Raw genomic sequence first — 26,101 nt, 5'->3', positions numbered from 1 at the left:
CCGACGGTGACCGCACACTTCTCTCACGGAGGAAACCCCATGGACGGCATCGACCCCTCGGTCCCACCCAGCGGTCCGGGATGTGCCGACTGCGAGGCCGCCGACCCACCGGGCTGGTGGGTCCACCTGCGGCGCTGCGCCCGGTGCGGGCAGGTCGGCTGCTGTGACTCGTCGCCCAGCCAGCACGCGAGCGCGCACGCCGCCGCGACCGGCCACAACATCGTCCGCAGCTACGAGCCGGGCGAGGAATGGTTCTGGGACTACACCGAGCAGACCATGTACGAACAGGGTCCGGAACTCGCCGCCCCCGCCCACCGCCCCCTCGACCAGGGCGTACCCGGCCCCACCGACCGCGTGCCCCGCGACTGGCGGCGGCACCTGAACCGCTGACGATTGTGAGGAGGGGTCCCCTGCTATGCACGAGGCGTTAGCAGAGGACCCTTCCTTACCACAACATCAGAACAGCCAGGTCGGCAGCTTCGGGTCGCTGCGCAGCGGCACCAGCGGCGGCGCCTCGTCGACGGCCGGACCGGCCGAGCGGCCCCGGGACTCGTCGGACTCCGTGCCCGGCGGCGGCGCTGCCGCACACCGCGTACCGTCCGCCGGCACCACCAGGTCGATCAGGTACGCCTCGATCGCCTCGTCGGCGCAGGCCACCCGGCCGTAGACGATGTGTCCCCAGCCCTCGTAGGTCAGCAGTTCGGCGTGGTCGCCGAACTGTGCGGCGGCGCCGAGCGCCCAGTTGTAGCCGGTCGCCGGGTCGTGCAACGAGTTGACGAACAGCAGCTCGGCCTGGTTGGTCGGGGTGATCGGCCGCTGCGGGTTGTCCGCCGTGCTGGGCCAGCCGAGGCAGATGGCACCGATGGCCGCCCGGGGCAGGTCCGGCAGGTCCGGCGAGGCGAGTTGGGCCGCGTCCACGATCGTCCGCCACTGCCCGATGTTCTGCGCCCCGAGGTTCCAGTCCTCGCAGAGCACCGCCTGGTACGCGAAGGGCACCACGGTCGGTGGCTGTTCCTCGGTCGACCGGCGGGCCGCCGGTACGCCCCACGGACGGCCGGCGTCGACCCGTTCCAACTCGGCGGCGATGTCGAGCCAGTACGGCTGGTAGTTCACGTTGCCCAGCACGAAGTTGACCAGATCCCGCTTGGTGATCTTGTAGCTGTGGTTGTCCGGGTCCGGCAACTCGCCCCGGGCGGCGCGGTCGAGCAGCCGCTGCCAGAACCTGCGGATGTCCCGCCCGTACAGCGCGCACTGGGGCAGTCGGGCGCAGCCGGCCACGAACTCGTTGAACGAGTCCTGCCCGGCGGCAGCCTGGGTGACGGCGAAGCCCCGGGCGTCCAGGCTGTGGTCCATGGTGCTGTCGGCGACGATGGCGCGTACCCGGGTGGGGAACAGTTCCGCATACTGCTGGGCCATCAGCGTGCCGTACGACATTCCGAGGAAATTCAACTGCGGGTCGCCGACGGCGGCCCGGATCGCGTCGATGTCCCGGATCACCTGGAGCGTGTTCACGTGGTCGAATATCGGGCCGCTCCGGGAGCGGCAGTCGTCGGCCAGGGCCCGACTCGCGGTGACCATTCGGGTGAAGTCGGCGGCCGTCTTGATGGCGTCGGCCGGCAGGGCCGACAACTTGTCGACGGCGCACATGATAGGTGCGCTGCGGGCCACTCCACGCGGGTCGAAACCGATGATGTCGAAATGACGACGCAATTCTTCGCCGTACGTGGCCCACAATGCGGAGTCCACGCCCGACCCACCCGGGCCGCCCGGATTCACCAGCAGCGATCCGCGCCGTACATCGGGATCGGTCGCCGGCCGCTTGGCCAGCGCCACCTCGATCGTGGGACCGTTCGGATCGGCCCAGTCGACCGGCACTTCGAGCGTGCCGCACAGCGCGCTGTCATCCTGCTCACAGGGCTCCCACTGCACCTGTGACACGGGTGCCGCCGAGGCCGGCGACACCACGGCCGGCACCAGCGCCGCCCCCACCGCGATACCGGCGAGTAATTGCCGGATCATTTTCTTGCGCATGTGCCCTCTCCCCCACGACTTTCCCGGCCCCCTGCCGGGCGAGGCTGAAGTTAGCGAATCCGCCGAGGCTCGGGGTTACCGGAAAGTGTCAGCGGCAATACCGTTCGGACAGCCCCGGCCGACAATGATCCGCAGCCGCTTGTGATCCATTTCGGCTCACCGACGTGAATGGTGAGGTCACCGCCGTCGCGGAAGTCACGGAAGTGGCGTGAACGAAGCACCGCCGAGGACTGTCAACATGGTGGACGTCACAGGGCGACCAATTCTTCGAATTCACCCACCCGGCGCTTTCCCGCAACGCCCGTCGAAACTGCGTGACGGATTCGAAACGTCGCCGAGCCCGGCCGCCCGGCACGGACGACCCCGCGCGGCGCACCGCTCGGGGTAGGTTGCCGAGTCATGGCCACCACCGCCGCCGACGTCCGGCGCGACCTCGCCCAGCTCGCCGATCCGACCCGCGCGGCCGGGGTGAGCCGGTACCTCAAGATGTTTCCCGGCGGGTACGGCGAGGGTGACCGGGCCATCGGCGTCACCGTGCCGCAGCAGCGCCGGGTCGCCGGCCGGCACTGGCGCGGCCTCGACCTGGCCGACACGGGGACGCTGTTGACCAGCGAGGTGCACGAGGAGCGGCTGACCGCGGTCTTCATCCTGGTGCGCAAGTTCGGCAGGGCCGACGAGCGGGAACGCGGCCGGATCGTCGAGCTGGTCCTGACGCACAGTGCCCACCTGAACAACTGGGACCTGGTGGACTCCTGGGCGCCGTACGTCCTCGGGCCCTGGCTGCTCGACAGGGACCGTGACGTCCTGGACCGGCTGGCCGGCTCGGACCTGGTCTGGGACCGGCGGATCGCGGTGATGGCCACTCTCGCGTTCATCAAGGCCGACGACTACGCGTGGACGTTCCGGCTCGCCGAGCGACTCCTGCGCGACCCGCACGACCTGGTGCACAAGGCGGTCGGGTGGATGCTGCGCGAGGTGGGCAACCGGAATCTGGCGGCGGAGGAGGAGTTCCTGGTCCGGCACTACCGGGTGATGCCGAGGGTCATGCTGCGGTACGCGATCGAGAAGTTCCCGCCGCAGCGCCGCAAGGACTACCTGTCCGGCACGGTCTGAGGCGGTCGCGGAGCCGCCCGCGCCGGACCACCGACGATCGGCGGGGCCGACGCGGGTCAGGGCCGGGTCGCGCGCAGGTAGATCGTCACGGCGTCCGTCGCGTCGAGATCCACGAGCAGGCGACGGTACGTACCGTTCGGCCCCGGTGCCCCTTCGGCGAGCCCGGAGACGCGGGCCGCGCGCTCGGGGTGCCAGGTGTCCCCGCCGCCCACGTCGTCCTCCCGCGTGACGGCGCGGAGCCCGGGGGTCAGTTCCGCGCCGAAGTCCCCGTCACGGACGAAGGTGTCGAGGGCGTCGCGGGGAATCCGGAACCTGGCCGACAGGTGGCTCTCCAGCCCGTTGCTGCTGACGGCCGAGAGGAACACCGTGCCGGGCGGGAACGTGACGTGGGCGACGGCCTCCACCTCCGACGCGGTCGCCGGTCGCGGCGGCGACTGAAGCGCGGCGTCGGTGTCGCCGAGTTGCGTCACCGCCACCACGCCGCAGGAGATCACCGACAGCACGAGGCTCAGCCCGGCCAGGACGAGGGCGTACGTGGAGGCGCGGCTGCGCCTCGGCTGGTCGGACACGGGCAGGACCCTACGCGACGGTGCCGTCGGGCCGGATCCCACCCCGTCAATACATCGACAGTCTTGCATATGTTGACGAGGCTCGTGTATGAAGACTGAGCAATCGTTAAGGTTCCGGTCTCCTGGGAGGAGCGACGATGACACACGCCCCGCGCCGTCTGCGCACGCTGGCGGTCATGCTCAGCGCCTGCACACTCGGGCTGAGCCTGCTGTCGGCACCAGCCGAGGCGTACTCGGCGCCACCTCTCGCGCCGCAGTCCGAGCGCGCCCCCGAGTCCGACCAGTTCGTGGCCGAGGGCGTGACGACCGTCGGCGAGTTGCGCACGCTCGACGGCGCGCTGTCGTACGCCCGCGACGGCCGGACCCAGGTCATCCACCACCCCGGCGCCACCTACGTCAAGGTGCACTTCGCCTCGCTGCGACTCGGCCCCGGCGAGTACGTCACCGTGGCCAGCCCCGACGGCCGGGAGAGCCACCGGTACGACCGCCACCTGAACCGGGCCACCGGCTCGGACTACACCACCGACGGGCAGCCGGGCTTCTGGGCCATGTCCGTCGAGGGCGACACCGCCGTGGTGACGCTGCACAGCACCCGCGCCAGCCGGGGCAGCGCCGCCACCATCGACCGGTTCTGGCGCGGCTACGACCGCACCGAGATCGCCGCGCACAACTTCTCGACCCAGTCCGTGTGCAGCACCGACGCCCGTCGCGACGTGGTCTGCTACCAGAGCAGCCACCCGACCGAGTTCGCCCGGGGCAACGCGGTGGCGCGACTGCTGATCAGCGGCGGCGGGTCGTGCACCACCTGGCGCGTCGGCAACACCAACCGGATGCTGACCAACAAGCACTGCTTCTCGACGCAGTCGGCGGTCAGCGGCAGCGAGATGCAGTTCAACTACCAGTGCGCCACCTGCGGCGGGGCGAACCCCGGCCCCGGCACCAAGGTCAGCGGCGCCACGCTCTACCAGGTGAGCAGCGGCGGCTCCAACCAACTCGACTACGCCCTCTACTCGGTGAACAACTTCGCCGCCATCCAGGGCTACGGCACGCTCTACCTGGCGACTTCCGCCACCACCACCGGCGCCCAGATGTACATCCCCGGCCACGGCGACGGCAGCCCGAAGCGGCTGTCCATCTTCGAGGACACCCAGAACGGCGCACGCTGCACCGTCCGGAACGCGAACTACAGCACCTGGAACATCAGCTACAGCTGCGACACCTCCGGCGGCAACTCGGGCTCGCCGGTGCTCAACAGCAGCCACCGGGTGATCGCCCTGCACCACCTCGGCGGCTGCCCGTCCAACCAGGGCGCGAAGGCGCACCTGATCTACAACGAGATCGCCGGCCTGATCGACAACGGCTGACCCGAGCAGCACCGCAGGCGACGACGGCAGGCCACCGACCCCGGCGGTGGCCTGCCGTGCCACACGTCGCAGGGACGCTACGTGGGTCCGAACCTGTCACGAGACGGCGGTGAGGGGTTGCGACCAGGGCATACGATCCGGCGCATGAAGGCTCACCGCGCCTGGCCGCTGGCCGCCCTGCTTCCCCTGTTGGCCGCGTGCGTGGTCAGCCCGGTGGAGGAGGTCGCGGCGTCGACGGTCACCTACACCTGCTGCGCGCGCGCCGACGTCGAGCAGGTGTACCAGCCGGGGCAGACCTTCACCCTGAACTGGATCGTCGAGTCGCCCGACGACCCACCGGTGACGCCGACTCCCGGGCCCGACGTCGAGCTGACCGCCCACCTGATCGGCCCGTTCGAGTCGGTCGAGCAGCTCACCGCACACGCCATGGGCACGCTCACCGTCCCCGGGCTGGTCACCTACCCGGCCGAGCCGGTCCGCCCCGCCGACGCACCCGACCGACGCCCGGTCAGCACCATCGCCATCGCCCCGGACGCCGGTCCCGGCTACTACAACCTGGTCAGCTCCATGGCCGACCAGGGGAACGCGGTCGGTGGCGAGAGCGTCATCCAGGTGGTGGCCGGAAGCTGAGGTCCCCGCTCAGCACGCCTTGCGGACGTACGTGCGGGAGCCCGGTGCCGAGACGGCGAGGTCGCGCAGCACGATCGAGAGGGTGCTGCCGTGCGAGCCGCACGCCTTGCTGAACCCGCTCTCGGTGTACTCGATCACGATCACGTTCGCGCCGTAGGTCCGGGTGTACGCGTCACACTCGTTCCACGTGCCGCACTCCTCGGCGACGGCGAAGTCGAACCCGGCCTTGCGGGCGTTGGCGGTGCTCAGCTCCGCGAGGTTCTTCTGCGCCACGGCCAATCCCTTGCCGTGCGCGTACGCGCTCAGCGACGCCGCGTACGCGACCGCCTGCGACTCGGTCAGCAGCCCCTTGGACCGGGTGAACGAATCCAGGTTGTCCGGCTCGATCGCCTTGAACCCCTTGCCGGCGCACCGGTCGATCCACCCGCCCACGATCGTGGTGAGCGCCGTCCGCTTGGCCGCCGTGGAGTAGTCCAGCATCAACTCGTTCCAGTCCTCGTCGACCACGAGGTTGCCCTGCGCGTCCCGCAGCAGCAGGTCCGGGTGGTTCGTCTTCCACCACGACTCGGCACCGGGCTGCGCCTGGAAGGCGTTGACGTAACAGATGTTGTACAGCCCGGCGGCGGGTGACGCCTCCAGGTCACGGCTGACCACGGTGACGCCGGACGGCGGCGCGTACACCCCGCCGATCTGGTAGTCGAACCCGGCGTTGGCGGGCGGCGGTGCCCACGTCGGCGCGGTCGTGCGGTTCCCGGCCGGCGGCGTCGTCGCCGGGGTGGACGCGGCCGGACCACCGGAGGCAGCCGGGGTCCGCGAGGGCGGCGGCGTGGTCGCGGGCACACTCGGAGACGTACTCGCCGACGGCGTCGCCGTGGTCGGCCCGCTGCTCACCGCCGCGCCCAGCGCCGACGGCGCGTCGGGCGTCGGCGCGGCGCTCGGAGTCACACTCGGCGTGGGCGAGACCTGCTGCTGCCCGAGGCCCCACCAGGGCTGCCGGCCACTCGCACCGGCAGCACCGATGCCGACACCGAGCACGACGACGGCGACCGCCGCCGCCGTCAGCCCCACCCGGGCCCGCCTGCGCTTCGATCCCATCGAGCCAACTCCTCCAGGTACGTGTGAGCGCACCCTACGAGAACCGGCCGGGACCGGGACACCCCCCGCTTCGAGGGGCGCGGACACCCCCTCCGGCACGGCCGTTGTCCCCCGCCGACGACGCCGCACCTGCCCGCGGCAGGTCGCTCTCACCCGCCCGCCACTCGGTCGCCTCAGCGACCGGCCGCGGTGAAGGCTCTGGCGCCGGCCGGGACGGAGACGAATTCGGCGGAGGTCGATGTCATTTCACCGCATGTGCAACCACCGAGGCGAAATCGATATCGATATGCTTATCCAGTGCATCGGAGTAGTTTCGTCGGCCGGACCGGTGAGCTGAAGCACCTGCGATCGGTGGTGGCGGGCGTCGGCGGACGCGGCGTCATCCTCAGCGGCGGGGCCGGCGTCGGTAAGAGTCGGCTGGTCCGCGAGGCCGTGGCGCAGCTTCCCGCGAGCCGGTACGTCGTCTGGCCCATCACCGCGGCCCATCCGAGTACGGCTCTGCCCTTCGGCGGTCTGGCCCAGGTGCTTCCCGTCGCGCAGCCGGCAGGTCTCACCCCCGCCGGAGTGCTGCGATGGGTGGTGGATTCGTTGCACGAGCAGGCCATGGGTCGGTCCATCGTGCTCACCGTCGACGACGCCCACCTGCTCGATCCGCCGTCGTCGGCGCTGGTCCAGGTGCTCGCCCGACAGGAGGACGTGGTCCTGCTCGGGACGGTGCACGACGGCGAGCAGATGCCGCTGCCGCTGCGACCGCTGTGCGTCGACGAGTTGGTCGAGCGCGTCGAGTTGACTCCGTTCGGCCGGGACGAGACCGCCGAGTTGCTCACGGCCGTTCTCGGCGGGCCGGTCGAGGCGCGGTCGATCGACCGGATGCTCCGCCTCTCGGCCGGCAATCCGCTGCTTCTGCACGAGCTGCTCCACGGCACGATGGGCAGTGGCGAGTGGGCGTGCTGCGACGACGGGTGGCAGTGGAACGGCCACTCGACGCGGCCCCTCGACGTGACGGACGTGATCGGCACCCGGATCGAGCACCTCACTCCCGGCGTACGCAAGGTGGTGGAGCTGGTCGCCCTGAGCGAGCAACTGGGCCTGCGTCTGCTCACCACCGCGACGGACACGGCCGACGTCAGGCAGGCCGAGGAGAACGGCCTGATCGCGGTCGTCCGGCATGACCGTCGGGTCGACGTGCAGTTGACCCACCCGCTGTACGGGGAGCTGCTGCGCCGCCGCTGTCCGCCGGCCCGGACCCGGCAGTTGCAGACCGAGCTGGCCGACCTGGTGCAGGCCACCGGCGCCCGCCGCCCGGGTGACCTGCTGCGGGTCGCCCTCTGGCGGCTCGGCGCGGGCTCCGGGCAGGATCCCCGGCTGCTGCTCGCCGGAGCCATGCAGGCGTTCGCCCGCTACGACGTACCGCTGACGGTGCAACTCGCGCGGGCCGCGCTGGACGCCGGTGGTGGTCACGACGCCGCCGAACTGCTGGCCACCATCCTGATGCTCTGCGAACGCCCGCACGAGGCCCTCCAGGTGCTCGACCAGGTCCGCGACGAACCCGCCGACGAGCGGCGGCGGAGCCGCTGGCTCACCGTTCGGGGCATGGTGACGTACTGGAGCCTCGGCGACGAGTCCACCGCCGACACCCTGGCCGAGGCTGCCGTCCCGATGACCGACCCCGGTCACCAGGCGCGGGTCTGGGCCTTCGAGGCGCTCATGCGGATGCACCGGATGGAGATCGCCGCCGCGCTGCGGTTGAGCCAGGCGGTGCTGACCCAGCCGGCAGCCGGTCCGGGTGCCCGAGGACTGACCCGGTGTGTGGTCGCCTACGTGGACGCGACACGCGGTCTGTTCCGCCGCAACGCCGACACGATCGCCCAGGTGGAGGCGGAGGTCGCCGGCTGGCGGGGGGACGTGCCCTACCTCCAGGCGATGGTGGAGTCGGCCCGGGCCGCCCGGCTGGCGCTCACCTGCGACCTGGCCGGCATCGACGCGATCGCGGCCGACGAGTTCGCCGACCTGGTCAGCTCGGGTGGCCTACGGCTCGGCAGCGGCTTCCTGACCGTCCTCCAGTCCTATGCGGCGCGGCTGCGGGGGCGCACCGACCAGGCGATCACGTTCAGCGACACGGCCGGCGCGATACTGGCCACCAGCCGGCTCTACGGCAGTCTCGCCCACGGCGAGCGCGCGCAGGTGGCGGCCTGGCGCGGCGACCCCGACGCGGCCCTGGCGGCGATGGCGGCGGCAGACGCGTCGTACTCCCCGTGCCTCGCGGTGTTCTACCCCTGGTTGGAACTGGCCCGTGGCGGGGCCATCGCCGCCACCGGTGACCTGTCCGCCGCCGTCGGACACCTGGTCGCGCTGACCGACCGGCTGCGCCGCGACGGGCTCGCCGGGTACGAGGGGCTGGCCCTGCACGACCTGGTCCGGCTGGGCCGGGCGGCCACTCCGATCGGCCCGACCTGCGCCGACGGTGCACAGCGGTCGGTGGCCCAACGCCTGTCCGAGCTGGCCGAGCGTACCGACGGAACCCTGTCGCCGCTGTTGGCCCGGCACGCGCGGGCGTGCGCCGCCGAGGACGGCGCCGGGTTGCTGGCGGTCGCGGACGCCTTCGCCGCGGCGCAGCTCACCGTGTGGGCGGCCGAGGCCGCCGCGACGGCGGTACGCGTGCTGCGCCGCGACGGAGATCCGCTGGCGGCTGACGCGCGTCGCCGTCTCGGCACGCTGCTCGCCGCCTGCGACCGGATCCGCACCCCGACGCTCGACGCCTCGCGCGATTCCTGACCGGCCGGACGGGCGATCAGGCAGCGCGTCGACCGGCGACGGTCGGGTCTCGCGTGGGTTGAACGGTCGGGAACGTTACGCCGGTGAGGTCTTCGGAGACAGCCCAGAGTCGCTTCTGGAGGGCCACCTCGTACGACTGGGGGCTGGAGGTGACCAGCCGGGGGTGGCCCATGACCTCGTTGCGTCCGCCGGGGCCGTAGTACTGGCCGCCGAGCACGGCGGGGTCGGTGGCGGCGCGCAGGGTCGGCAGCGCGCCCATCGCCGGGGTCTGGGTGATCAGCGGTGCGAGCCAGGTGAGTGGGAGTCGGAGTGCCGCCGGGCTGTTGCGGGCGAGTTCGGTGCTGGACATTCCGGGGTGCGCGGCCACCGCGACGGTGGTGCCGTGCGGGGCGAGGCGGCGCTGCAACTCGTAGGTGAACATGAGGTTGGCCAGCTTGGACTGACCGTAGGCGGCGACCCGGCCGTACGACCGCTCCCAGTGCAGGTCGTCGAAGTGGATGTCGGCCCGGATGCGGTGGCCGACACTGCTGACCGTCACCACCCGTGAGCCGGGCACCGGCCGCATCAGGTCCAGCAGCAGCCCGGTGAGCGCGAAGTGCCCGAGGTGGTTGGTGCCGAACTGCAGCTCGAAGCCGTCGCGGGTGGTCTGCTTCGGGGTGTACATCACCCCGGCGTTGTTGATCAGCAGGTCGAGCCGGTCGAACCGGGACCGCAACTGTCCCGCTGCGGCCCGGACGGAGTCGAGCGAGGTCAGGTCCAACGCCTGCACGGTCACGTCGCCGGTCATCCGGGCGGCGGCCTGCGCGCCCTTGTCGACGTCGCGTACGGCGAGCACCACGGACGCGCCGCGTGCGGCGAGCGCCTTCGCGGTCTCGTACCCCAGTCCGGTGTTGGCGCCGGTCACCACGGCGACCCGCCCGCGCTGGTCCGGGATGTTCGCCGTCGTCCACTTCTCGCTCATGCCAGAGCTCCCCATCGACTTAAGTACCGGAGGTATTTTGTAACGACAACGCTAAAGTACTCGCGGTACGTTGTCAACGTACCGAAGGTACTTAAGCTAGGCTGGCGATCGTGACCTTCCAGCGGGCCCGGACCGAGGAACAGCGCGAGATCCGCCGACGGGCGATCCTCGACGCGGCGTCGGCGATGCTCGACGAGATGCCCGTGGCCTCGGTCACCCTGAACGAGCTGAGTCGCCGGGTGGGTCTGGCGAAGCCGAACGTGCTGCGCTACTTCGAGTCCCGCGAGGCGGTGCTGCTCGAACTGCTGGACCGCCACCTCCAGGAGTGGCTCACCGACCTGGCCGACGAGTTGGCCGACTCCATCGACGACGACCTGCCCATGGTCGAGCGGGCGACGGCGGTGGCCGAGGTTCTCAGCCGCTCCCTGGCCGCCCGAGTGGTGCTCTGCGACCTCTTCGGCGCACAGGTCGCCGTGCTGGAACACAACGTCTCCGTCGAGGTCGCCCTGCGCCACAAGCGCGCCTCGAAGGCGCACCTGACCACCATGACCGCCCTGATCGAGAAGCACCTGCCGGAGTTGGGCGAGACCGCCACGCTGTTCAGCCTGCAGACCATGGTCATGGCCGGCGCGCTGTCGGCGTACAGCACACCGCCACCCAGCCTGGAGGCGGCCTACCAGGCCGAACCCGACCTGGCCCGCTTCCACATGGAGCTGCGGGACTCCCTGAAGCTGGCCCTGACCGCGACCCTCCTGGGCGTGCTACCCCGCCGCTGACGCCCGGCATGACGGCATCGGACATGATCGAGGCGTGGGTGACCTTGTGATCAATCTGCTGGCGAGCGTCATCGCCGGTACGGCCGTCTGGCTCTCCGGGTTTCTGTTACGCCGGCGCAGGCTGAATCGGTCCCGCGCCTTCTTCGGCCTGACCGCCGGAGCGAGCTGTCTCCTGGTGGTGTCCCGGCACGCGTCGTCGCCGCGCGAGTTCAGCGTCCACCGCCGCGACGTCGCCGCGCTGGTAGAGTTGGCGACCATCGCCCGGGAGTGCGGCGCGCACGCCGACCGGGTCGGCGAGGACCAGCCGACCGGGGAGATCGGCCGGCTGACCGAGTTCTGCGTCGGCGGCCCCGGTGGCGCGAGCCCGCGCAGCGCCACCCACGTACGCGCGATCCTTCGCGGCGTGACGTACGAGACCTTCGACGAGGAGAAGCGTCGAAGGTCGTTCACGGTCGGCGGCACCGAGTACGTCTTCAGCCCGGAGATCAGCTACGTCCTGCTCGCCCGGTTCTGGGGGCCGGTCGGTGGACGCCCGGTGTTCTTCATCGGCGGCCTGACGGCGGGCAGCAACCTCGCCGCCGCCCGCTACCTGGCCAGGCACCACCCGGAACTCGCCCGCACCTATGGTGCCGACCGACCGTTCGCGCTGGTGCTGCGCATCATCGAGCCGGCCGCGTACGGCACCGACTACACCGAACTGGTCGCCGACGTGACCGACGTGGCGTTCCAGCCCGCGCCGAACCCGGCGACGTAGGCAGCTCCAGGCTCGGCAGTGCGCGATGTCGGCTGTTATGTAAGGAGGGGTCCCCTGCTATGCACCAGGCGTTAGCAGGGGACCCTTCCTTTCACCACAACAGCCCTACACCCCGGCCGCAGTCGCGTCCGCGAAGTACGGCTCGGCCGCCTCCAGCCGAGGCACCCGCACCCCCAGCCGACGCGCTTCCGCGAGCGTGTCGCGGCAGACCGCGCGCAACTCCTCAAGGTTGGCGTGCGCCGTCGTCACCCTGCGTGCCGGCGGGAAATGGGCGAACATCCAGGCGAGTACCGGTGCGGCCAGCCAGACGGGCCCGGTGAACGGCAGCAGCGAGGACCGATGCCGCCGCAGGTCGACGCCCCGCGCCTCGACCAGCGGCAGCAGCTCGCGGATGGCCAGGATCGCCTCGCGTATGTCACCGCGCGTCAGCGCGGACAGGGAGCCCCGACGCAGGCTCTGCGTGTGCAGACCCGCGTTCTGGACGAAGTGGAGCGCCAACCAGCCCCGGAAGTCGGAGTTCTCCTGGATCCGGAACCCGGCCCCGCGAAACACCTCGCGCACGGCCCGCTCGCGCTCGGTCGGTGGCCGGTTGAGAGTGCCGAGGAAGACCACCGGGAGCAGCGAGGCGCGCAGCACCCCGTCGTCGCCGAAACCGCCGCCGGCTCCGGGGAAGCCCCAGGCCACCTGCTCGGTGGGAAGGTGTTCGATCGCGGTCAGCGGCTCGACCCACAGGTTGTTGAAGACGAGCACGGTGGCCCCGCCCACGCGCGGCCCCAGGAAGGCGGCAGCCTCCGCGAAGCCGTAGTGCTGCACGCTCAGCACGATCAGGTCGAAATCGTGGTCCGGCTCCAGCGACTCGCGCAGGCGCACCGGCCACTTCTCCGCGAGACGCTTCCCCCAGGGCCGCCGTCGCGCATCGAGCAGATCAAGGTCGATCGCATCGCCGTACGCCGCCGCGCGCCCCGGCCGGACGTAGAACTCGACGTGGTGCCCGGCCCGCTCCAGGGCCCACCCGTACGCTGCACCGATCACGCCCCGACCGAACATCAAGATCTTCACGCGCCACCTCGTACCCTATAATTGGAGACAGCCTCCACTTTCAAAATATGGAGACAGTCTCCACTTGTCAATCTGGGACCTCACGTGACCGATGCCAAGCCGCTCCGCGCCGACGCCCGCCGCAACCGCGAAGCCCTGATCGCCAAGGCCCGCGAACTCTTCGCCAAGAACTGCTTCAACCTGCGCTTCGACGACTTCGCCAAGCTGGCCGGCGTCGGCACCGGCACGCTCTACCGCCACTTCCCCACCCGGGAAGCCCTGGCCGAGGCGGTCTACCGCGAGGAACTCGCCGCGCTGTGCGACCGCGCCCGCGAGCTGCACGCCACGCTCCCCGCCGACGAGGCGCTGGAGTCCTTCCTGCGCGGCTTCGTCGCCCATCTGCACGCCCACGAGGGGCTCGCCCGCACCCTCGCCACGCTCATGGCCACCCGCTCGGACACCATGGCCGAGGGCGCCCAGGCCCTACACCAGGTCATCGCCGACCTGCTGACCGACGCCGCCGAGGCCGGCACCGTCCGCGACGACGTGGGCGCCGACGCCGTCATGATCGCCATTAACGGCATCTGCGCGGCCTACGAGCACCCGAGCTTCCGCACCAACGCCGACCAGGTCGTCACCCTCGTGCTCGCCGGACTCCGCCACACCGCGCGCTGAGTGACGCCGGCCAGCCTGTCGGCGTACCTGCTCGCGGTCGGCTACAGCCAGGGCGGGCCGTGGATCGTGGGGATCAACCCCAACGGGCTCATCGGCCGCCACGAGGACGTCGGCTTCCACGCCATCGGCTCCGGCGCGCCCATGGCCCAGCAGGCGGGCGCGCCGCTGTCCCACTTCCGGATGACCACGCGCACCGTCGAGTACGGCGTGATCGGCGTGATGCGGGTGCTGGAACGAACCTCGCCGTCGGTCGGCAGGCCGTTCCGCGTCGCCTGCATCCGCATGGTGGCGAGCCCGAGAGTGCACGCCCAGCAAGTGCGCCGGGTGGCTCTGATGGCGGGCGCTCCCGTCAGCCAACGGCGCGCGGGCGTCGCGCATACCGGTGAGCCATCTCCATCACGGCAGTGCCGGTCGCGGCCGGGCCGTTGGATCACCGGCGGGCATCGGCACCGGTGGCGGACGAGACGGCGACTCGGTCCAGCGCATCCTCGTACACCCCGACCTTGAAGTTGACCAGGTCCAGACACTTCCGAAGCTGGTCCATCTGGTCCAGCACCCATTCTCGGTGCTTTCTCAGTAGCACCAGCCGTTCCGCCTCGGTGCCGTCGCCCGCGCGGACCAGTTCGGTGTAGCGCCGGATAGCCGGCAGCGGCATGCCGGATGCGCGCAGGATCATGCAGAGGTGGAGCCAGTCCACATCGTTCTCGTGGTAGACGCGACGCCCGCCGGGATCGCGCCGGATCGGGTCGGCCAGGATGCCTTCCCGCTCGTAGAACCGCAGCGTGTGCACGCTCAGCCCAGTGCGCTCGGCGACCTCGCCGATGCTCAGGCCCGGGACGACTTCGGACATGACGCCCAGCGTACGGGTTGACCTAGAGTCGACTCCAGCTCCTAGGGTGCTCGCACGCAGAGCCGGCCGGGCCGACCGCCCGGCACGCGACGACCACAAGGAGCACCACCATGCGTTACCGCGTCCTCGGCCGTACCGGCATCGAGGTGAGCGTCCACTGCCTCGGCACCATGATGTTCGGCTACGTGGGCAATCCCGACCACGACGATTGCGCGCGAATCATCCACGCCGCCCTCGACCAGGGGATCAACTTCGTGGACACCGCGGACATGTACTCCGCCGGCGAGTCCGAGGAGATCGTCGGCAAGGCGCTGCGAGGCCGCCGGGACGACGTGGTGCTCGCCACCAAGGTGCACTTCCCGATGGGTGAGGGCCGGAACCGGGGCGGCAACTCGCGGCGCTGGATCGTCCGGGAGGTCGAGGAGAGCCTGCGCCGGCTGAGCACCGACTGGATCGACCTCTATCAGGTGCACCGGCCGGACCCCACCACCGACATCGAAGAAACCCTGTCGGTCCTGACCGACCTGGTACGCCAGGGGAAGATTCGCGCCTTCGGCTGCTCGACCTTCCCGGCCGAGCAGATCGTCGAGGCGCACCACGTCGCAGAGCGGCGCGGGCTGCACCGGTTCCGGACCGAGCAGCCACCGTACTCGCTGCTCGCCCGGGGGATCGAGACCGACCTGCTCCCAGTCACCCAGCGCTACGGCATGGGCGTACTGACCTGGAGTCCGCTTGCCTCCGGCTTCCTGACCGGCCGCTACCGCAAGGGGCAGCCGGTGGACCTGTCCACGGGCCGGGCCGCGCTCACCCCCGCCCGGTTCGACCCGGCGATCGAGGAGAACGTGCGCAAGCTGGACGTGGTGGAGCAACTCGTCAAGCTGGCGTCGGAGATCGGCTGCACGCTGCCGGAACTGGCGCTGGCCTTCCCGGTGGCGCATCCCGGGGTCACCTCGGTGATCATCGGGCCGCGCACCATGGAGCAGCTCGACGCCGCGTTGAAGGGCGCCGCGCTCACCCTGGACGATGCCGTACTTGACCGGATCGACGAGATCGTCCCGCCGGGCACCAACCTGTACCAGGCCGACGGTGCCTGGCGCCCACCGGCGCTGACCGACCCGGCGCTCCGCCGTCGCCCGATCGCCGACCGCCCAGCAGCCTGACCAGTCATCCACAACGGCCTGCGCTTCCAGCTCTCCGACGGCGGTCGCCCTCACGTCTTCATCTCTCGGGACACCAGATACTTCCGCGCACGGCGTTGGTTCGATCTCGCCGAGGCAGTCACCGGACGGCGTCCAACACGTGAATCGGACCACTGATCTCTTCGCTGTCAACTCACGGCAGGCCGGTCGGATCAGGTGTCGTACGAGGTCGTCCGGGCTGGTGGCGCTCGTTCCGGTCCGGTGCGGGTGGCACGGTTGCTGCACTCCACAGTTGTACTTTCTTGGCTACACGGAGGACGTCTCGGGCTGCGGCAGCTACCGGGCAGTCCGCCGCTCGGCAGATCGGGCAGCAGCCGTCGGGGCCGGGTCGGTGGTCGCGCAGTACCCAGCGGGCGGTCAGGATCAGTCGGTTGCGGATCTGGGCGAGGGACAGGAACGGCGCGGTCATCTTCAGCCCACCCCGATGGTGGCGGCGAGGTGCACGAGCGTGGTCGGGGCGGTGGGGTCGCGGACGATCTGAGCGAGTACGTTCCGGCCCGCCGGACGGTGCCGGATCTCGGCCGGCGCGAGACGGTCGGCCTCCATAAGCGTCCGGCCGGCGTTGATCGGATCGTCGGTGTGCAGGTACGCGCGGGCGGCGTCGATCAGGTGCGCGGCGCGGTACTCGACGGGCAGCCACCGCCAGCCGTCGCGGTCGGTCGCCTTCTCGTGCCAGGCCACGGCGTCGCCGCCGTCGCCCAACTCCACGGCTGCGGTCACCCTGGCCGTCTGCACCGCCGTCGGCCCGAACCCGGTGCGGTGGTGGTCATGCCCGTCACCGACCTGAGCGGCCAGTGCTGCCGCCTCGTCGAGCAGATCAGCCACCGCCGTCTCGTCGCCTGATCGGGCGGCAGCCAACGCCGCCTGCACCAGCAGGGTCCCGCCCAGTGACAGTTCCTCAGGTGCGCCGTCCTCGATGGTCGGCGGCACGATCCGGTAGGCGGCGGCCAACATGGCCGACCTGGCCGCCCGCACCTGCCCACACCCGCGCAGCACCTGACCGAGTTGCACCGCTGCCGCAGCGACCAGGATGCGGTCCCCGGTGGCGGCGGTCATGGCCCGATCGACCGCCAGCCACGCCAGGTCCGGTTCACCCATCTTCATCAACAGCGACGCAGTTATCCGGTACGCCTCCACCAGCGGCCCCCGACCTGCCACCGGGTCCGCCGCATGAGCGTGCTCGACGTGGGCGAGCAACTCCGGCAGTCGGTCGGCCACCCGGTCGTAGCGGGCGTGTTGGAAAGTCGTCCACACGTAGGCGACCTGCCGGTCCACCTGCGCGCCGGAGGGCAGCGGACGATTGCCCAGAGGTCGGCCGAGAGGAATCGCGTACCGGGACAAGGCCGCGCGGATCCGTTCGACGTCTGCGGTCCGGTCGGACACATCCGTCGGCTGGACCTCCCGGCCGAGCAGCACCGCCGAGTCGATACGCAGGACCGTGGCGACCTCCTGGAGCGTGGACACCTTGTCCAGCGAGCGGACTCCCCGCTCGACCTTGTCCACCCAACTCTTCGACTTCCCCAACCGATCGGCGAACACCTGCTGCGACAGCTTCCGCCGCCCCCGCCAGTACGCCACCCGCCGCCCCACCGGCAGGGTCTCCAACGGCCCGGCCGTCATCCGATCCACCCACGACATGAGCGGTGGACCGATCCGACGTGTACGCGCGGAGAGCCGCGCTGCTGAGCAACGACCCGCCGGACATCTTCCAGGCATGGCTCACCGCAGGCGGTGCGCATTCCCTCCTGGGCGAGTCGGGCCGGTTGGCACGGTCCGGGCTGAATCTCATGCCAGGTGCCGGTGGCCACGCAGAAGCTGGAGCTGCCGGGTCGGTGAGTTTCCCAGAGGGCACGGGCCAGTCGCCACAGCAGGCGGTGCCGGCACTCGTCGGGTGGTTCCACGGGCGGATCGTCGATATCGAAGGACATGCGCCGACCATCCCGTTCGGCGGCGAGCCGTTCCATGGCCAGCGGTCATGTCACGGTGACATGGGACGGGTCGACCAGCGCGATCGAGTCGCTCTAGGCTTTCGATCTGAACACCTTGAGTAGTCGGAACGCGACGCTGGGAGCTGCCGTGCTGCTCGATCCGCTGCGGATTCCGGAGGATGCGTGGTCGCACGGTGAGGTGCTGGCCGCCCTGGCGGCCCGTGACATCGGCGGGCTGTTCCGCTGGATCACGAGTCTCACCGGGGCGAGTCAGAGCCGGATCGGCGCCGCCGTCGGGCTGGAACAGGGCTACGTCAGCCGGATCATGGCCGGACGCAAGGTCACTTCGATCGAGGTCCTGGAACGGATCGCCGACGGATGCCGGATGCCCGACCAGGCGCGAACCACGATGGGCCTGGCACCAAGACAGGCCGCACCACCAACCGACCTCGGCCGGCGCACTCCCAGCGAACCGCCGGCCATTCGGACCTGGCAGGAGGACATACGTAGTGCCGCAGAGCTTTGGCGAGGTGACGTGAACCGTCGAGACGTACTCCGGCAGGTGGCCTTCAGCTCCGCCGGCTACACCCTGCCGGCGCTGCGCTGGTTCACCGCACCCGACCCGGCCCCGGTGACCCAGCCCGGCCGCAGCACGGTCGGTCAACCGGAGATTGACACCATCCGCGCGATGACGGTGACCTACCGCCAGTTGGACAACCAGTACGGAGGCGGCCACGCCCGCGACACCGTCGCCCGCTACCTCCACCAGGAGGTCACCCCACTGCTCACCAACGGCCGTTACAACCACCCCACCGGCCAACGACTGCTCAGCGCCGCCGCCGAACTGGCCCAACTCGCCGGCTGGCAGGCGTACGACACCGCCGAGCACGGCATCGCCCAGCGGTACCTCACCCTCGCTTTGGACTTCGCCCACGCCGCCGCAGACGACGGCCTCGGCGCGGAAATCCTCGCCGCCATGAGCCACCAGGCCACCTACCTCGGCCACACCGCCACCGGCCTCGACCTCGCCCGCGCCGCCGGGCAGACCGCCCGCCGCGCCGGCCTTCTTGTCCTGACCGCCGAAGCCCACGTCATGGAGGCCCACGCCCTGGCCAAGGCCAAGGACGAACGAGCCTGCGCCGCCGCCCTACACCAGGCAGAACAGGCCCTCGACCGGGCCGATCGCAGCACCGACCCGCAGTGGCTCAGCTACTTCGACGAGGCGTACCTGTCGGCCAAGTTCGGCCACTGCTTCCACGCCCTCGGCCACAACACCCACGCCGAACGCTTCGCCGCCCGATCGCTACGGATGGACAACCGATACGTGCGCGGCAGGGCCTTCAACCTCGCCCTGCTCGCCAGCGTCCACGCCCGGCAGGACGAACCCGAACGGGCCTGCACCATCGGCGCGGAAGCCCTGACCCTGACCACTCAGCTACGTTCAGCCAGAGCCGTCCGCTACCTGCGCGAACTGCAAACACACCTCGCCCCGCACCGGCGGCTACCCGCCGTCCGGCACTTCACCGGCCGCATCGACGCCACCCTCGGCCCCCGTCGCTGACACCTACAGCTCTCCCCGGGCCTTACGCGCAACCAGCTCCAGCACCGCGATCACCGTGCCGGCACCGACGATCTCACCCCGAGACACCAGCTCGTACGCCTCGTCGAGCGGGATCCAGGCGACCTGCTCGGCCTCGTTCACGTCCATAGGGGCACCGATGTGCTCAGCCTGCCGGGCCAGGAACAGCAGATTCTCGGCGTCGGCGGTGCCGACCCAGGGTTGAAAGGACCGGAGCGGCTCGACCTCCTGGGGCCGCCAGCCGGTCTCCTCCTCGACCTCCCGCACCGCGCACTGAGCCGGCTGCTCGTGATCGTCGACGTAGCCACCAGGCAGTTCCCACACCCACCGGTCGAACACGAACCGATGCCGCCGCATCAACAGCAGGCGCTCCCGATCGTCCAGCACGGCGACCATGGCTGACCGGGGAGCCCGAATCACGTACTGCTCGAAGCGAACCCCGTCCGGCAGTTCCACCTCGGCGATACTCAGCCGCGCACGCCGGGTGTCGTCCACCACCCGCTCGCCGTGGATGGTCCACCGGGTCAACTCCGTCGCCTGCTTCTCCACCACCCCGCCAGTATCCACGCGAACCATACCCGCCCCACAAGCGGCATCTGCTGGACGCACCTCCCAGACGACAACCCAAACACCGACCCCCGTCGAGGGAGAGTGGCCTCACGTAGCAGTGGAGTGTGATCGAGTGCTATACCGCGTGGTCTGACGTACTGGTTGTTGCTTCGAGCATGATCGGGAGTTGCCATACGGCAGGGCCTTCGCTGACGTTCCGCTGGCTGCGGGCGCCTGAGGACGGCCGCAGGCCGCCCGCAGGGCAGTCCGTAGCGCGGTTCAAGTCCACCCCTGCCCGCACCTCTGTCGGTTCGGCGTTGGATCACGCCGCGCTGACGTGCACGTCGCGTCGCCTGTCGTCGACCCAAGGCCGTGCCACCTGCCAGCGAAGCTGCACAGAGGGGTATACAACCACCTTCTGATCCATCGTCCGCCTTTAAGTCTGTGGCCCTCAGGGAGTCAGACAGGAAACACCCGTTCTGATCGGGTAACCACCGATATCGAATTTTTCAGGTGATAGGACCGTCTCGCGTCGGACCCACCCGGATTGGTGCCTTCGGGGACGCAATCCCGCCTACGGGACTACTCTTACGTACCCCTCACCTGCTGTCGTGAGGGTGGAGCCCCTCCGAAGGCTGGAGCTGATCAGTGCGCCTCGCGTCGATACACGTACAGGGTTTCCGCAGTTTGGCCGACGTAGGCCCAATCGAGATCACTCGCCCGACGATCTTGGTGGGCCACAACGACAGCGGAAAAACCGCACTCCTCGACGCGATCGCGTATCTACTCAACAGGTACACCCTCAGCGAGGAGGACAGAACATACCTCAGAGAGCCGACTGTACCGACCTCTGGCGAATTAAGCGGCCGCTCAGCTCGCGTGGAGACGACTACCGTAACGGGCGAGTTTGTGCTCTCACCGCAAGAGCAGAAGGAATACGGACTTCTGGAGCGAGTGCGAATCCGCCGTCGCGCTACGGCGGATGGCCAAGGACGATTCGAAATCGAGGCCAAAGTTCCGGAGGACCTAGAATTCCGGGATCTGACGGCCAAGAGGAATGACGAGCTTCGAGACCTGGCAAAGGCACATGACATCGACATTCGAGGAATCACCAAGAAGGACGACCTGGTGGAGCGTATCAGCCTCCACGAAAAGGCTGCCCCTTCAATAACCGATTGGGTCTCGCTTCCGGACGCAAAAACAACGCTTCCCCATCTACTCAATTTTGGCGATCAGGACTCTGCCGAGACAGCCATCAAAGCCGCCCTAAATACCAGGTTTCAGCAACATCTCGATGATCCAGCGCTGAAGTCGAGGATAGACGATCTCAGGGACGAGCTGAGCAGCAGAGTCAAAGAGGATGCCAAGGAATTGGTCAGGCACGTCGAGGGCCGCTGCCGTGATTTAAAGTCTGTGGTGATCGAGCCCGAGATCAGCTTTAGCAAGGCGCTGCGGGCCACTCGCCTGAATCTTGCCACCACCGACGGTGAGGAGGTCGACATTGGCCGATTTGGCGCAGGCCGCGCCCGTCGAGTGAGCCTCGCAATCTGGGAATGGGCGAGCGAGACCCTTCGCAGCTCCCTCCCTCGCCCGCAGCACCTGGATGACCCACCAGACCAAGAAAGCCTGCTCGACGCCCAGCCACCAGACGCCGTTGTCCTTTACGATGAGCCAGACACCCACCTGGATTACCTTCAACAGCGACGCATAATGAAAATTATTCAGGAGCAGTCAGATGCCCCGAATATCGTCGTCGTTCTCGCAACACATTCGATGAATCTAATCGACGGTGCCGCCGTGCACGAGCTGGTTCACTTGAGGCTTAATGATAGCCGCCGAACCGAGGTGGATTGCCTGCTTTCGACGGGTTCCCACCATGAGCATGATCGACATTTGATGAACGTCGCCATCTCGCTGGGCCTACGGAATACCGTCCTTCTGCACGAGCGATTCTTCCTCGCCGTAGAGGGCGACACCGAGATGCAATCTTTTCCCATATTGTTTAAGCTCTCAACCGGCAAGACCCTTCAGCAAGCAGGAATAGCGCTGGTGGCCTGCAACAAGAATGAGGGTGCAATCCTATTTGCAGGCCATCTAGTCCAACACGGCAGACAAGTAGCCTTCGTTGTTGATGGCGATACCATCAAACAGAAGTTCTACAACGAAGGACGACTGGCGGATGCCGGGCTAAAGTTGCGCGAGCATGTTCACCTTGTCGGCAAACCCGACAAGGAACTAGAGCACCTCTTTACCGATGAGCAATGGTGCCGAGCAGCGAATGAGAATTGGCCCCGAGTTGACGAGCAGACGTGGACGCCCGACGACATCCGAGTCCTTCGAGAAGGTAAAAAATTCAGTGCCGGCCTGGCGGATACCTTCCGAACGAACAGCGAATCTGGACCAAGCGGAAAGCCAGCGACGATGCTTGCCCTAGTCCAAGGCTTCGACGAGCCCGCTGAGGTTCCTATGCCGATTCACGAGATCTTCCGCAAGCTGTTGGAGATGGCAGCACTAGACGCCTGAGCTTGAGAAGCGGCTCTTCGAGCGAGCATGCGATGACGGCGCTGGAGGGCCGTTGGGGGCTCCCACCCGTGCCAGCCCTGGCCCGGCGTCCACAGCTGGACATGCTCGCGCTCAGCGACGCCGCACCAACGGCAGCCACTGGGCGGCGCCACTTCCCCGTGCTGGTTGAGGGGCTGCATCGCATACCTCCCCGGCTTGGTGTACGTCAACCATGACACGCGGGTACGACATTTTCCATGGGAAGCCCACTACTTCTTGAAGCCGAGCAATCCCACAGAGTCAAGCCCTGGGCTGCTGATCACGTCAACGACCAACATCCAGCGGAGACGCGCACGCCTCGACCGCTCTGACAGCAGTCGGTCGACCTTCCAACCCGTCTGCCGCCGACCCTCAGGGCGCACATGCTCGGCTACGGCGGGCACTTCCTCACCAAGGCCCGCCGGTACTCGGTCACCTTCGGGCTGCTCCGCGACACCCGCGCCACCTACCGCCGCGCCGATGACAGCTCCGTCAGCGTCGGCACCCTGGCCTTCGTCGGTTCCGGGTGGCTCACCGACGGGGACGCGCTGCTCGCCAACACCGCCGCCGCCCAGCACCGGGAACGCAGCCGCGTCGGCCGGGAGGAACTCGCCCACGAGATGTGGTCGGGGGTGGCGGCGTGACCCGCCCCCTCGCCCCGCGCTGGTACTCCCCCGCCGAGGTAGCCGTCCTGCTCGGCTTCGGCATCTCCAAGGTCAAGATGAAGATCGCCACCGGTGAGCTGCGTTCCATCAAGGACGGCAAGTACCGCCGCATCCTGCCCGAATGGGTCGACGACTACATCCGCGACCAGATCGACCGGCAGGAGGCCGCCTGATGCCCGCCCGTGCCCGCGCCAACGGCGAAGGCTCGATCTTCCCGTACCGCAACGGCTTCGCCGCGTACGTCTGGGTCACCAAGCCGGACGGCAAGCGCACCCGCAAGTACGTCTACGGCAAGACCCGCGACGCCGTCCACGACAAGTGGATCAAACTGCACCAACAGGCCAAGGCCGGACCGGTGGCGACCAGTGTGCCGACCGTGGGCAGCTTCCTCGCCCACTGGCTGACCGAGATCATCGAGCCGAACCGGGCGCCGCTCACCTACGCCACCTACGAGACGTTCGTCCGGCGTTACCTCTCCCCCGGCCTCGGCACCAAGCGGCTCGACCGGCTCCAGGCGCGCGACGTGCAGACCTGGCTGAACCAGGTGGCCCGCACCTGCCAGTGCTGCGCCCAGGGCAAGGACGCCGCCCGCCGCAAGGAGAAGCGGCGCTGCTGCGCGGTCGGTCGGTGCTGCCAGGCGGTCCCGTCGACGCGCACGGTCAGCGACATCCGGGCCGCACTGCGGGCTGCCCTCACCCACGCCCAGGCCGAGGACCTCATCACCAGGAATCCGGCCGTGCCGGTCACCCTGGCCACCGTCCGCCGTCGACGGGGCAAGTCCTGGTCCAGCGACGAGGCACGCCGCTTCCTCGAATCCGCTCGCGGCGACGCCGATCCGCTCTACGCCGCGTATGCCCTGGTCCTCGTCACCGGCCTGCGCAAAGGCGAAGCCCTCGGCCTCACCTGGGCGGACGTCGACCTCGACGCCGGGGAGCTGACCATCGGGCGGCAACTGCAACGCGTACGCGGCAAGCTCCTGCACCGCGACACCAAGACCCAGGCATCCGACGCCACCCTGCCCCTGCCCGACATCTGCCTGGCCGCACTGCGACTGCGCAAACACCAACGCGACGAGGCCCGCGCGACGGCCGGTAAGGCGTGGCACGACAACGACCTGGTGTTCACCACCCGCTACGGCACGCCCATCGAGCCGCGCAACTTCCAGCGCTCCTGGCAGACCCGCTGCGACAAGGCGGCAACGAAGCCGATCACCGTCCACGACGCGCGACGGACCTGCGCCACCCTCCTGGCCGACCTCGACGTGCACCCGCGAGTCGCCATGCAGATCCTCCGGCACGCCCGCTTCTCCGTGACGATGGAGATCTACACGCAGGTGTCCTCGCAGGCGACGAGAGACGCCCTCAAGCGTCTCGGCGAATCCCTGACGCGATGACGAACTGCTGTACTTCGCTGCTGTACGGGCAGCAGAAAGGCCACCTCCCGAAGCCGGGAAGTGGCCTGAGCTGCGTGGGCGATACTGGGATCGAACCAGTGACCTCTTCGGTGTGAACGAAGCGCTCTCCCGCTGAGCTAATCGCCCTCAGCGCGGATGACTCTACCCGATCGGGCGGCCGACCCGCGAACCCGGGGTCAGTTCGTGGCGAGGTAGCGCAGGACCTGGGCGATCACGTCGATGCCGAGGCTGTACTTGATCGAGAGCAGGGCGACGGTGGCGACGAAGACGAGGCCGACCGAGCCGATGACCAGGCGCAGCACCAGTGACTGTCGCTTGACCCAGGCCGTCCAGCCGTGGACGTGGCGGCGGGTGAAGGCGAGCAGGCGTTTGGCCCAGTGGAACTCGACGGCCCAGATGCCGAGGCCGGCGATCACCAGGAGCCAGCCGGGGCCGGGTAGCGGGATGAGCACGATGCCGATGGTGACCACGAGGGCACCGAGGACGCCGATGACGACGCGCAGGGCCAGGCGGCCGGTGGGGTTGGCGCGGACCAGCGCGAGGGTGGTGGAGACGCGCTGCCGCCAGCGGGGCCGCTCGTCCACGGCGGTGGCGTCCGGTCCGTCGTCGGCCCGGTCGGCCTCGATTCGCTCGTTGCGCATGCGGTGAGGGTTTCCCCGTCCGGCGGGGCTATTCCCGTCGGTGAAGCCTCGTTCGTTGCGGCCGGTTCGGCGATTGTCGGCCGGTTCGTGGTCGACCGCTGACCGACCGTGCCGGTCGTGCTGTTCGTTCGGCACCCGTACCCCCGCTGTTCGGCTCTGCGGGCCGCGCCGTTCGACGGGTCCCGCCTCGCCAGCTGATCCACTGAGGATCGCTCACCGATCATTTCACGCCCAGTGTGGCGCGGGACCGTCACTGCAACGGCCGACTGGACGTTACCGGAGTAAGTCGACGACTGAGCTACCCGATGATCGGGCGGGATCAAGGCACTGGGCAGAACCGGAAATCCTAGATGAATTTTCACATTCTCGCGGCCTTTCCGAACCCTCTCCCACCACTGGGTGAAGTCAGCGTATGGCGGAGCGTAGGCAGAGGTAGCGCCTGAGTATGGGAAAAGCGGGACACGCGCGTTCCGCACGCGGTGCCGGGGGGAGAACGTCCATGAGTGTCATCCGACCGACGACCGTTGAGGTCGAGACGTCGCTAAGGCTAGTCGCGCCTGACGCCACCGCATTGCCGGTGCGCGCCAGTCTGCGCTACGACCCTGCTGACCCGTATGCGGTCCATGTCCTGTTCCACGCCGAATCGGCCGGTGGCGAGGCGGTGAGCTGGTCGTTCGCTCGCGAGCTGCTGGTCACCGGGCTCGACGAACCGGCCGGCATCGGCGATGTCCGGGTCTGGCCGTGGGCCACCCCGCGCGGCGACTTCGTCGCGCTGGCGCTGTCGTCGCCCGACGGCAACGCCCTGTTCGAGGTGCCGCGCAGCGTGCTGGTGCGCTTCCTGCGGCGGACCTACGTCGTCGTCCCGCGCGGCCGGGAGGCCGAGCACCTGGACGTCGACACGGCGGTGAACCGGCTGCTCGCCGGTCGCTGACCACCGACCCAGGCGGGGCCGCG

The 26,101-nt window shown here is 69.3% G+C and carries 24 protein-coding genes, 1 tRNA gene and 2 pseudogenes; 15 read left to right on the top strand and 12 right to left on the bottom strand.

Going from position 1 to position 26,101, the window contains the following annotated elements; translation table 11 throughout:
• The first annotated feature begins 39 nt into the window (after positions 1–39).
• Entirely contained in the window at positions 40–390 is a 351-nt protein-coding gene (locus tag ACQVFL_RS08900) for a UBP-type zinc finger domain-containing protein (protein ID WP_396691423.1), read from the top strand.
• A gap of 66 nt (positions 391–456) precedes the next feature.
• Here the strand turns inward: ACQVFL_RS08900 and ACQVFL_RS08895 are convergent, their stop codons facing one another.
• Positions 457–2,031 carry an alpha/beta hydrolase gene (locus ACQVFL_RS08895; RefSeq protein ID WP_431729132.1) on the bottom strand — a complete coding sequence of 525 codons (1,575 nt, stop codon included), beginning with the start codon at positions 2,029–2,031 and terminating at the stop codon, positions 457–459.
• Between the two features lie 399 nt (positions 2,032–2,430).
• Between ACQVFL_RS08895 and ACQVFL_RS08890 the strand changes: the two genes are divergently transcribed.
• The gene (locus ACQVFL_RS08890; protein WP_396691425.1) at positions 2,431–3,144 is read left to right on the top strand and encodes a DNA alkylation repair protein; all 714 of its coding nucleotides are present in this window, start codon (positions 2,431–2,433) and stop codon (positions 3,142–3,144) included.
• Between the two features lie 56 nt (positions 3,145–3,200).
• Here the strand turns inward: ACQVFL_RS08890 and ACQVFL_RS08885 are convergent, their stop codons facing one another.
• A complete protein-coding gene (locus tag ACQVFL_RS08885) occupies positions 3,201–3,713 on the bottom strand; it encodes a hypothetical protein (RefSeq protein WP_431729131.1) in 513 nt (170 codons plus the stop codon).
• Between the two features lie 137 nt (positions 3,714–3,850).
• Here ACQVFL_RS08885 and ACQVFL_RS08880 point away from each other — a divergent pair, with 137 nt between their 5' ends.
• A complete protein-coding gene (locus ACQVFL_RS08880; RefSeq protein ID WP_431729130.1) occupies positions 3,851–5,077 on the top strand; it encodes a trypsin-like serine peptidase in 1,227 nt (408 codons plus the stop codon).
• A 144-nt stretch (positions 5,078–5,221) separates the two neighbouring features.
• Positions 5,222–5,707, top strand: coding sequence for a hypothetical protein (locus ACQVFL_RS08875; RefSeq protein ID WP_396691428.1), 486 nt, complete (start codon positions 5,222–5,224; stop codon positions 5,705–5,707).
• Positions 5,708–5,716: 9 nt separating this feature from the next.
• Here ACQVFL_RS08875 and ACQVFL_RS08870 read toward each other — a convergent pair whose 3' ends face one another.
• On the bottom strand, positions 5,717–6,802 hold the full coding sequence (locus ACQVFL_RS08870) for an endo alpha-1,4 polygalactosaminidase (RefSeq protein ID WP_396691429.1): 1,086 nt from the start codon (positions 6,800–6,802) through the stop codon (positions 5,717–5,719).
• 297 nt (positions 6,803–7,099) lie between these two features.
• Between ACQVFL_RS08870 and ACQVFL_RS08865 the strand changes: the two genes are divergently transcribed.
• Positions 7,100–9,577: an AAA family ATPase gene (locus ACQVFL_RS08865; protein WP_431729129.1), complete on the top strand. Its 2,478-nt coding sequence runs from the start codon at positions 7,100–7,102 to the stop codon at positions 9,575–9,577.
• Between the two features lie 16 nt (positions 9,578–9,593).
• Here ACQVFL_RS08865 and ACQVFL_RS08860 read toward each other — a convergent pair whose 3' ends face one another.
• The gene (locus ACQVFL_RS08860; protein WP_431729128.1) at positions 9,594–10,538 is read right to left on the bottom strand and encodes an SDR family NAD(P)-dependent oxidoreductase; all 945 of its coding nucleotides are present in this window, start codon (positions 10,536–10,538) and stop codon (positions 9,594–9,596) included.
• Positions 10,539–10,648: 110 nt separating this feature from the next.
• Here ACQVFL_RS08860 and ACQVFL_RS08855 point away from each other — a divergent pair, with 110 nt between their 5' ends.
• Positions 10,649–11,314 carry a TetR/AcrR family transcriptional regulator gene (locus tag ACQVFL_RS08855; protein WP_431729127.1) on the top strand — a complete coding sequence of 222 codons (666 nt, stop codon included), beginning with the start codon at positions 10,649–10,651 and terminating at the stop codon, positions 11,312–11,314.
• 34 nt (positions 11,315–11,348) lie between these two features.
• The gene (locus ACQVFL_RS08850; protein ID WP_431729126.1) at positions 11,349–12,068 is read left to right on the top strand and encodes a hypothetical protein; all 720 of its coding nucleotides are present in this window, start codon (positions 11,349–11,351) and stop codon (positions 12,066–12,068) included.
• A 105-nt stretch (positions 12,069–12,173) separates the two neighbouring features.
• Here the strand turns inward: ACQVFL_RS08850 and ACQVFL_RS08845 are convergent, their stop codons facing one another.
• Positions 12,174–13,127: a ketopantoate reductase family protein gene (locus ACQVFL_RS08845; protein ID WP_431729125.1), complete on the bottom strand. Its 954-nt coding sequence runs from the start codon at positions 13,125–13,127 to the stop codon at positions 12,174–12,176.
• An 84-nt stretch (positions 13,128–13,211) separates the two neighbouring features.
• Here ACQVFL_RS08845 and ACQVFL_RS08840 point away from each other — a divergent pair, with 84 nt between their 5' ends.
• Positions 13,212–13,781, top strand: a complete 570-nt coding sequence (locus ACQVFL_RS08840; protein WP_396691435.1) for a TetR/AcrR family transcriptional regulator — start codon at positions 13,212–13,214, stop codon at positions 13,779–13,781.
• Positions 13,782–13,822: 41 nt separating this feature from the next.
• On the opposite strand, the gene ACQVFL_RS08835 is transcribed toward ACQVFL_RS08840, so the two are convergent.
• Together ACQVFL_RS08835 and ACQVFL_RS08830 are read right to left on the bottom strand one after the other, a co-directional pair.
• Complete coding sequence (locus ACQVFL_RS08835) at positions 13,823–14,059, bottom strand: hypothetical protein (protein WP_431729124.1); 237 nt, start codon at positions 14,057–14,059, stop codon at positions 13,823–13,825.
• 152 nt (positions 14,060–14,211) lie between these two features.
• On the bottom strand, positions 14,212–14,631 hold the full coding sequence (locus tag ACQVFL_RS08830; protein ID WP_431729123.1) for a MerR family transcriptional regulator: 420 nt from the start codon (positions 14,629–14,631) through the stop codon (positions 14,212–14,214).
• 110 nt (positions 14,632–14,741) lie between these two features.
• Here ACQVFL_RS08830 and ACQVFL_RS08825 point away from each other — a divergent pair, with 110 nt between their 5' ends.
• The gene (locus ACQVFL_RS08825; RefSeq protein WP_431729122.1) at positions 14,742–15,791 is read left to right on the top strand and encodes an aldo/keto reductase; all 1,050 of its coding nucleotides are present in this window, start codon (positions 14,742–14,744) and stop codon (positions 15,789–15,791) included.
• 450 nt (positions 15,792–16,241) lie between these two features.
• On the opposite strand, the gene ACQVFL_RS08820 is transcribed toward ACQVFL_RS08825, so the two are convergent.
• Positions 16,242–17,450: a helix-turn-helix domain-containing protein gene (locus ACQVFL_RS08820; RefSeq protein WP_431729121.1), complete on the bottom strand. Its 1,209-nt coding sequence runs from the start codon at positions 17,448–17,450 to the stop codon at positions 16,242–16,244.
• A 98-nt stretch (positions 17,451–17,548) separates the two neighbouring features.
• A pseudogene (locus ACQVFL_RS08815) lies at positions 17,549–17,794 on the bottom strand (hypothetical protein); the annotation flags it as partial.
• A gap of 112 nt (positions 17,795–17,906) precedes the next feature.
• On the opposite strand from ACQVFL_RS08815, the gene ACQVFL_RS08810 reads away from it, so the two are divergent.
• Positions 17,907–19,319, top strand: coding sequence for a helix-turn-helix domain-containing protein (locus ACQVFL_RS08810; RefSeq protein WP_431729797.1), 1,413 nt, complete (start codon positions 17,907–17,909; stop codon positions 19,317–19,319).
• Positions 19,320–19,322: 3 nt separating this feature from the next.
• On the opposite strand, the gene ACQVFL_RS08805 is transcribed toward ACQVFL_RS08810, so the two are convergent.
• A complete protein-coding gene (locus ACQVFL_RS08805; RefSeq protein WP_431729120.1) occupies positions 19,323–19,889 on the bottom strand; it encodes an NUDIX hydrolase in 567 nt (188 codons plus the stop codon).
• Between the two features lie 645 nt (positions 19,890–20,534).
• Here ACQVFL_RS08805 and ACQVFL_RS08800 point away from each other — a divergent pair.
• The 4 genes and pseudogenes from ACQVFL_RS08800 (at position 20,535) to ACQVFL_RS08785 (ending at position 24,485) form a co-directional block, all read left to right on the top strand.
• The gene (locus ACQVFL_RS08800; protein ID WP_431729119.1) at positions 20,535–22,409 is read left to right on the top strand and encodes an AAA family ATPase; all 1,875 of its coding nucleotides are present in this window, start codon (positions 20,535–20,537) and stop codon (positions 22,407–22,409) included.
• A 395-nt stretch (positions 22,410–22,804) separates the two neighbouring features.
• Positions 22,805–23,071 (top strand): annotated as a pseudogene (locus tag ACQVFL_RS08795) (replication initiator); the annotation flags it as partial.
• On the top strand, positions 23,068–23,265 hold the full coding sequence (locus ACQVFL_RS08790; protein WP_431729118.1) for an excisionase family DNA-binding protein: 198 nt from the start codon (positions 23,068–23,070) through the stop codon (positions 23,263–23,265). The pseudogene ACQVFL_RS08795 and the gene ACQVFL_RS08790, both read left to right, overlap by 4 nt.
• Positions 23,265–24,485, top strand: a complete 1,221-nt coding sequence (locus ACQVFL_RS08785; RefSeq protein ID WP_431729117.1) for a tyrosine-type recombinase/integrase — start codon at positions 23,265–23,267, stop codon at positions 24,483–24,485. The genes ACQVFL_RS08790 and ACQVFL_RS08785 overlap by 1 nt, the downstream gene beginning before the upstream one ends.
• 75 nt (positions 24,486–24,560) lie before the next feature.
• Here the strand turns inward: ACQVFL_RS08785 and ACQVFL_RS08780 are convergent.
• Together ACQVFL_RS08780 and ACQVFL_RS08775 are read right to left on the bottom strand one after the other, a co-directional pair.
• A tRNA-Val gene (locus ACQVFL_RS08780) sits at positions 24,561–24,632 on the bottom strand.
• A gap of 50 nt (positions 24,633–24,682) precedes the next feature.
• Complete coding sequence (locus ACQVFL_RS08775) at positions 24,683–25,147, bottom strand: TIGR02611 family protein (protein ID WP_431729116.1); 465 nt, start codon at positions 25,145–25,147, stop codon at positions 24,683–24,685.
• A 499-nt stretch (positions 25,148–25,646) separates the two neighbouring features.
• Between ACQVFL_RS08775 and ACQVFL_RS08770 the strand changes: the two genes are divergently transcribed.
• Positions 25,647–26,078 (top strand): SsgA family sporulation/cell division regulator, encoded by a 432-nt coding sequence (locus ACQVFL_RS08770; RefSeq protein WP_007457244.1) that lies wholly within the window; start codon positions 25,647–25,649, stop codon positions 26,076–26,078.
• Positions 26,079–26,101 lie beyond the last annotated feature (23 nt).

This window comes from Verrucosispora sp. TAA-831 (assembly GCF_050780145.1).
Taxonomy (GTDB): domain Bacteria; phylum Actinomycetota; class Actinomycetes; order Mycobacteriales; family Micromonosporaceae; genus Micromonospora.
The sequence above is the reverse complement of the archived record's forward strand: the minus strand, read 5'-3'. Positions and strand labels throughout refer to the sequence as shown.

What these genes read in the sequence shown, in the direction of transcription:
- ACQVFL_RS08900 (WP_396691423.1), top strand. Translation starts at nt 40, where the DNA reads ATGGACGGCATCGACCCCTCGGTCCCACCCAGCGGTCCGGGATGTGCC.
- ACQVFL_RS08895 (WP_431729132.1), bottom strand. Translation starts at nt 2,031, where the DNA reads ATGCGCAAGAAAATGATCCGGCAATTACTCGCCGGTATCGCGGTGGGG.
- ACQVFL_RS08890 (WP_396691425.1), top strand. Translation starts at nt 2,431, where the DNA reads ATGGCCACCACCGCCGCCGACGTCCGGCGCGACCTCGCCCAGCTCGCC.
- ACQVFL_RS08880 (WP_431729130.1), top strand. Translation starts at nt 3,851, where the DNA reads ATGACACACGCCCCGCGCCGTCTGCGCACGCTGGCGGTCATGCTCAGC.
- ACQVFL_RS08875 (WP_396691428.1), top strand. Translation starts at nt 5,222, where the DNA reads ATGAAGGCTCACCGCGCCTGGCCGCTGGCCGCCCTGCTTCCCCTGTTG.
- ACQVFL_RS08870 (WP_396691429.1), bottom strand. Translation starts at nt 6,802, where the DNA reads ATGGGATCGAAGCGCAGGCGGGCCCGGGTGGGGCTGACGGCGGCGGCG.
- ACQVFL_RS08860 (WP_431729128.1), bottom strand. Translation starts at nt 10,538, where the DNA reads ATGAGCGAGAAGTGGACGACGGCGAACATCCCGGACCAGCGCGGGCGG.
- ACQVFL_RS08835 (WP_431729124.1), bottom strand. Translation starts at nt 14,059, where the DNA reads ATGCAGGCGACGCGGAACGGCCTGCCGACCGACGGCGAGGTTCGTTCC.
- ACQVFL_RS08830 (WP_431729123.1), bottom strand. Translation starts at nt 14,631, where the DNA reads ATGTCCGAAGTCGTCCCGGGCCTGAGCATCGGCGAGGTCGCCGAGCGC.
- ACQVFL_RS08825 (WP_431729122.1), top strand. Translation starts at nt 14,742, where the DNA reads ATGCGTTACCGCGTCCTCGGCCGTACCGGCATCGAGGTGAGCGTCCAC.
- ACQVFL_RS08820 (WP_431729121.1), bottom strand. Translation starts at nt 17,450, where the DNA reads ATGACGGCCGGGCCGTTGGAGACCCTGCCGGTGGGGCGGCGGGTGGCG.
- ACQVFL_RS08785 (WP_431729117.1), top strand. Translation starts at nt 23,265, where the DNA reads ATGCCCGCCCGTGCCCGCGCCAACGGCGAAGGCTCGATCTTCCCGTAC.
- ACQVFL_RS08775 (WP_431729116.1), bottom strand. Translation starts at nt 25,147, where the DNA reads ATGCGCAACGAGCGAATCGAGGCCGACCGGGCCGACGACGGACCGGAC.
- ACQVFL_RS08770 (WP_007457244.1), top strand. Translation starts at nt 25,647, where the DNA reads ATGAGTGTCATCCGACCGACGACCGTTGAGGTCGAGACGTCGCTAAGG.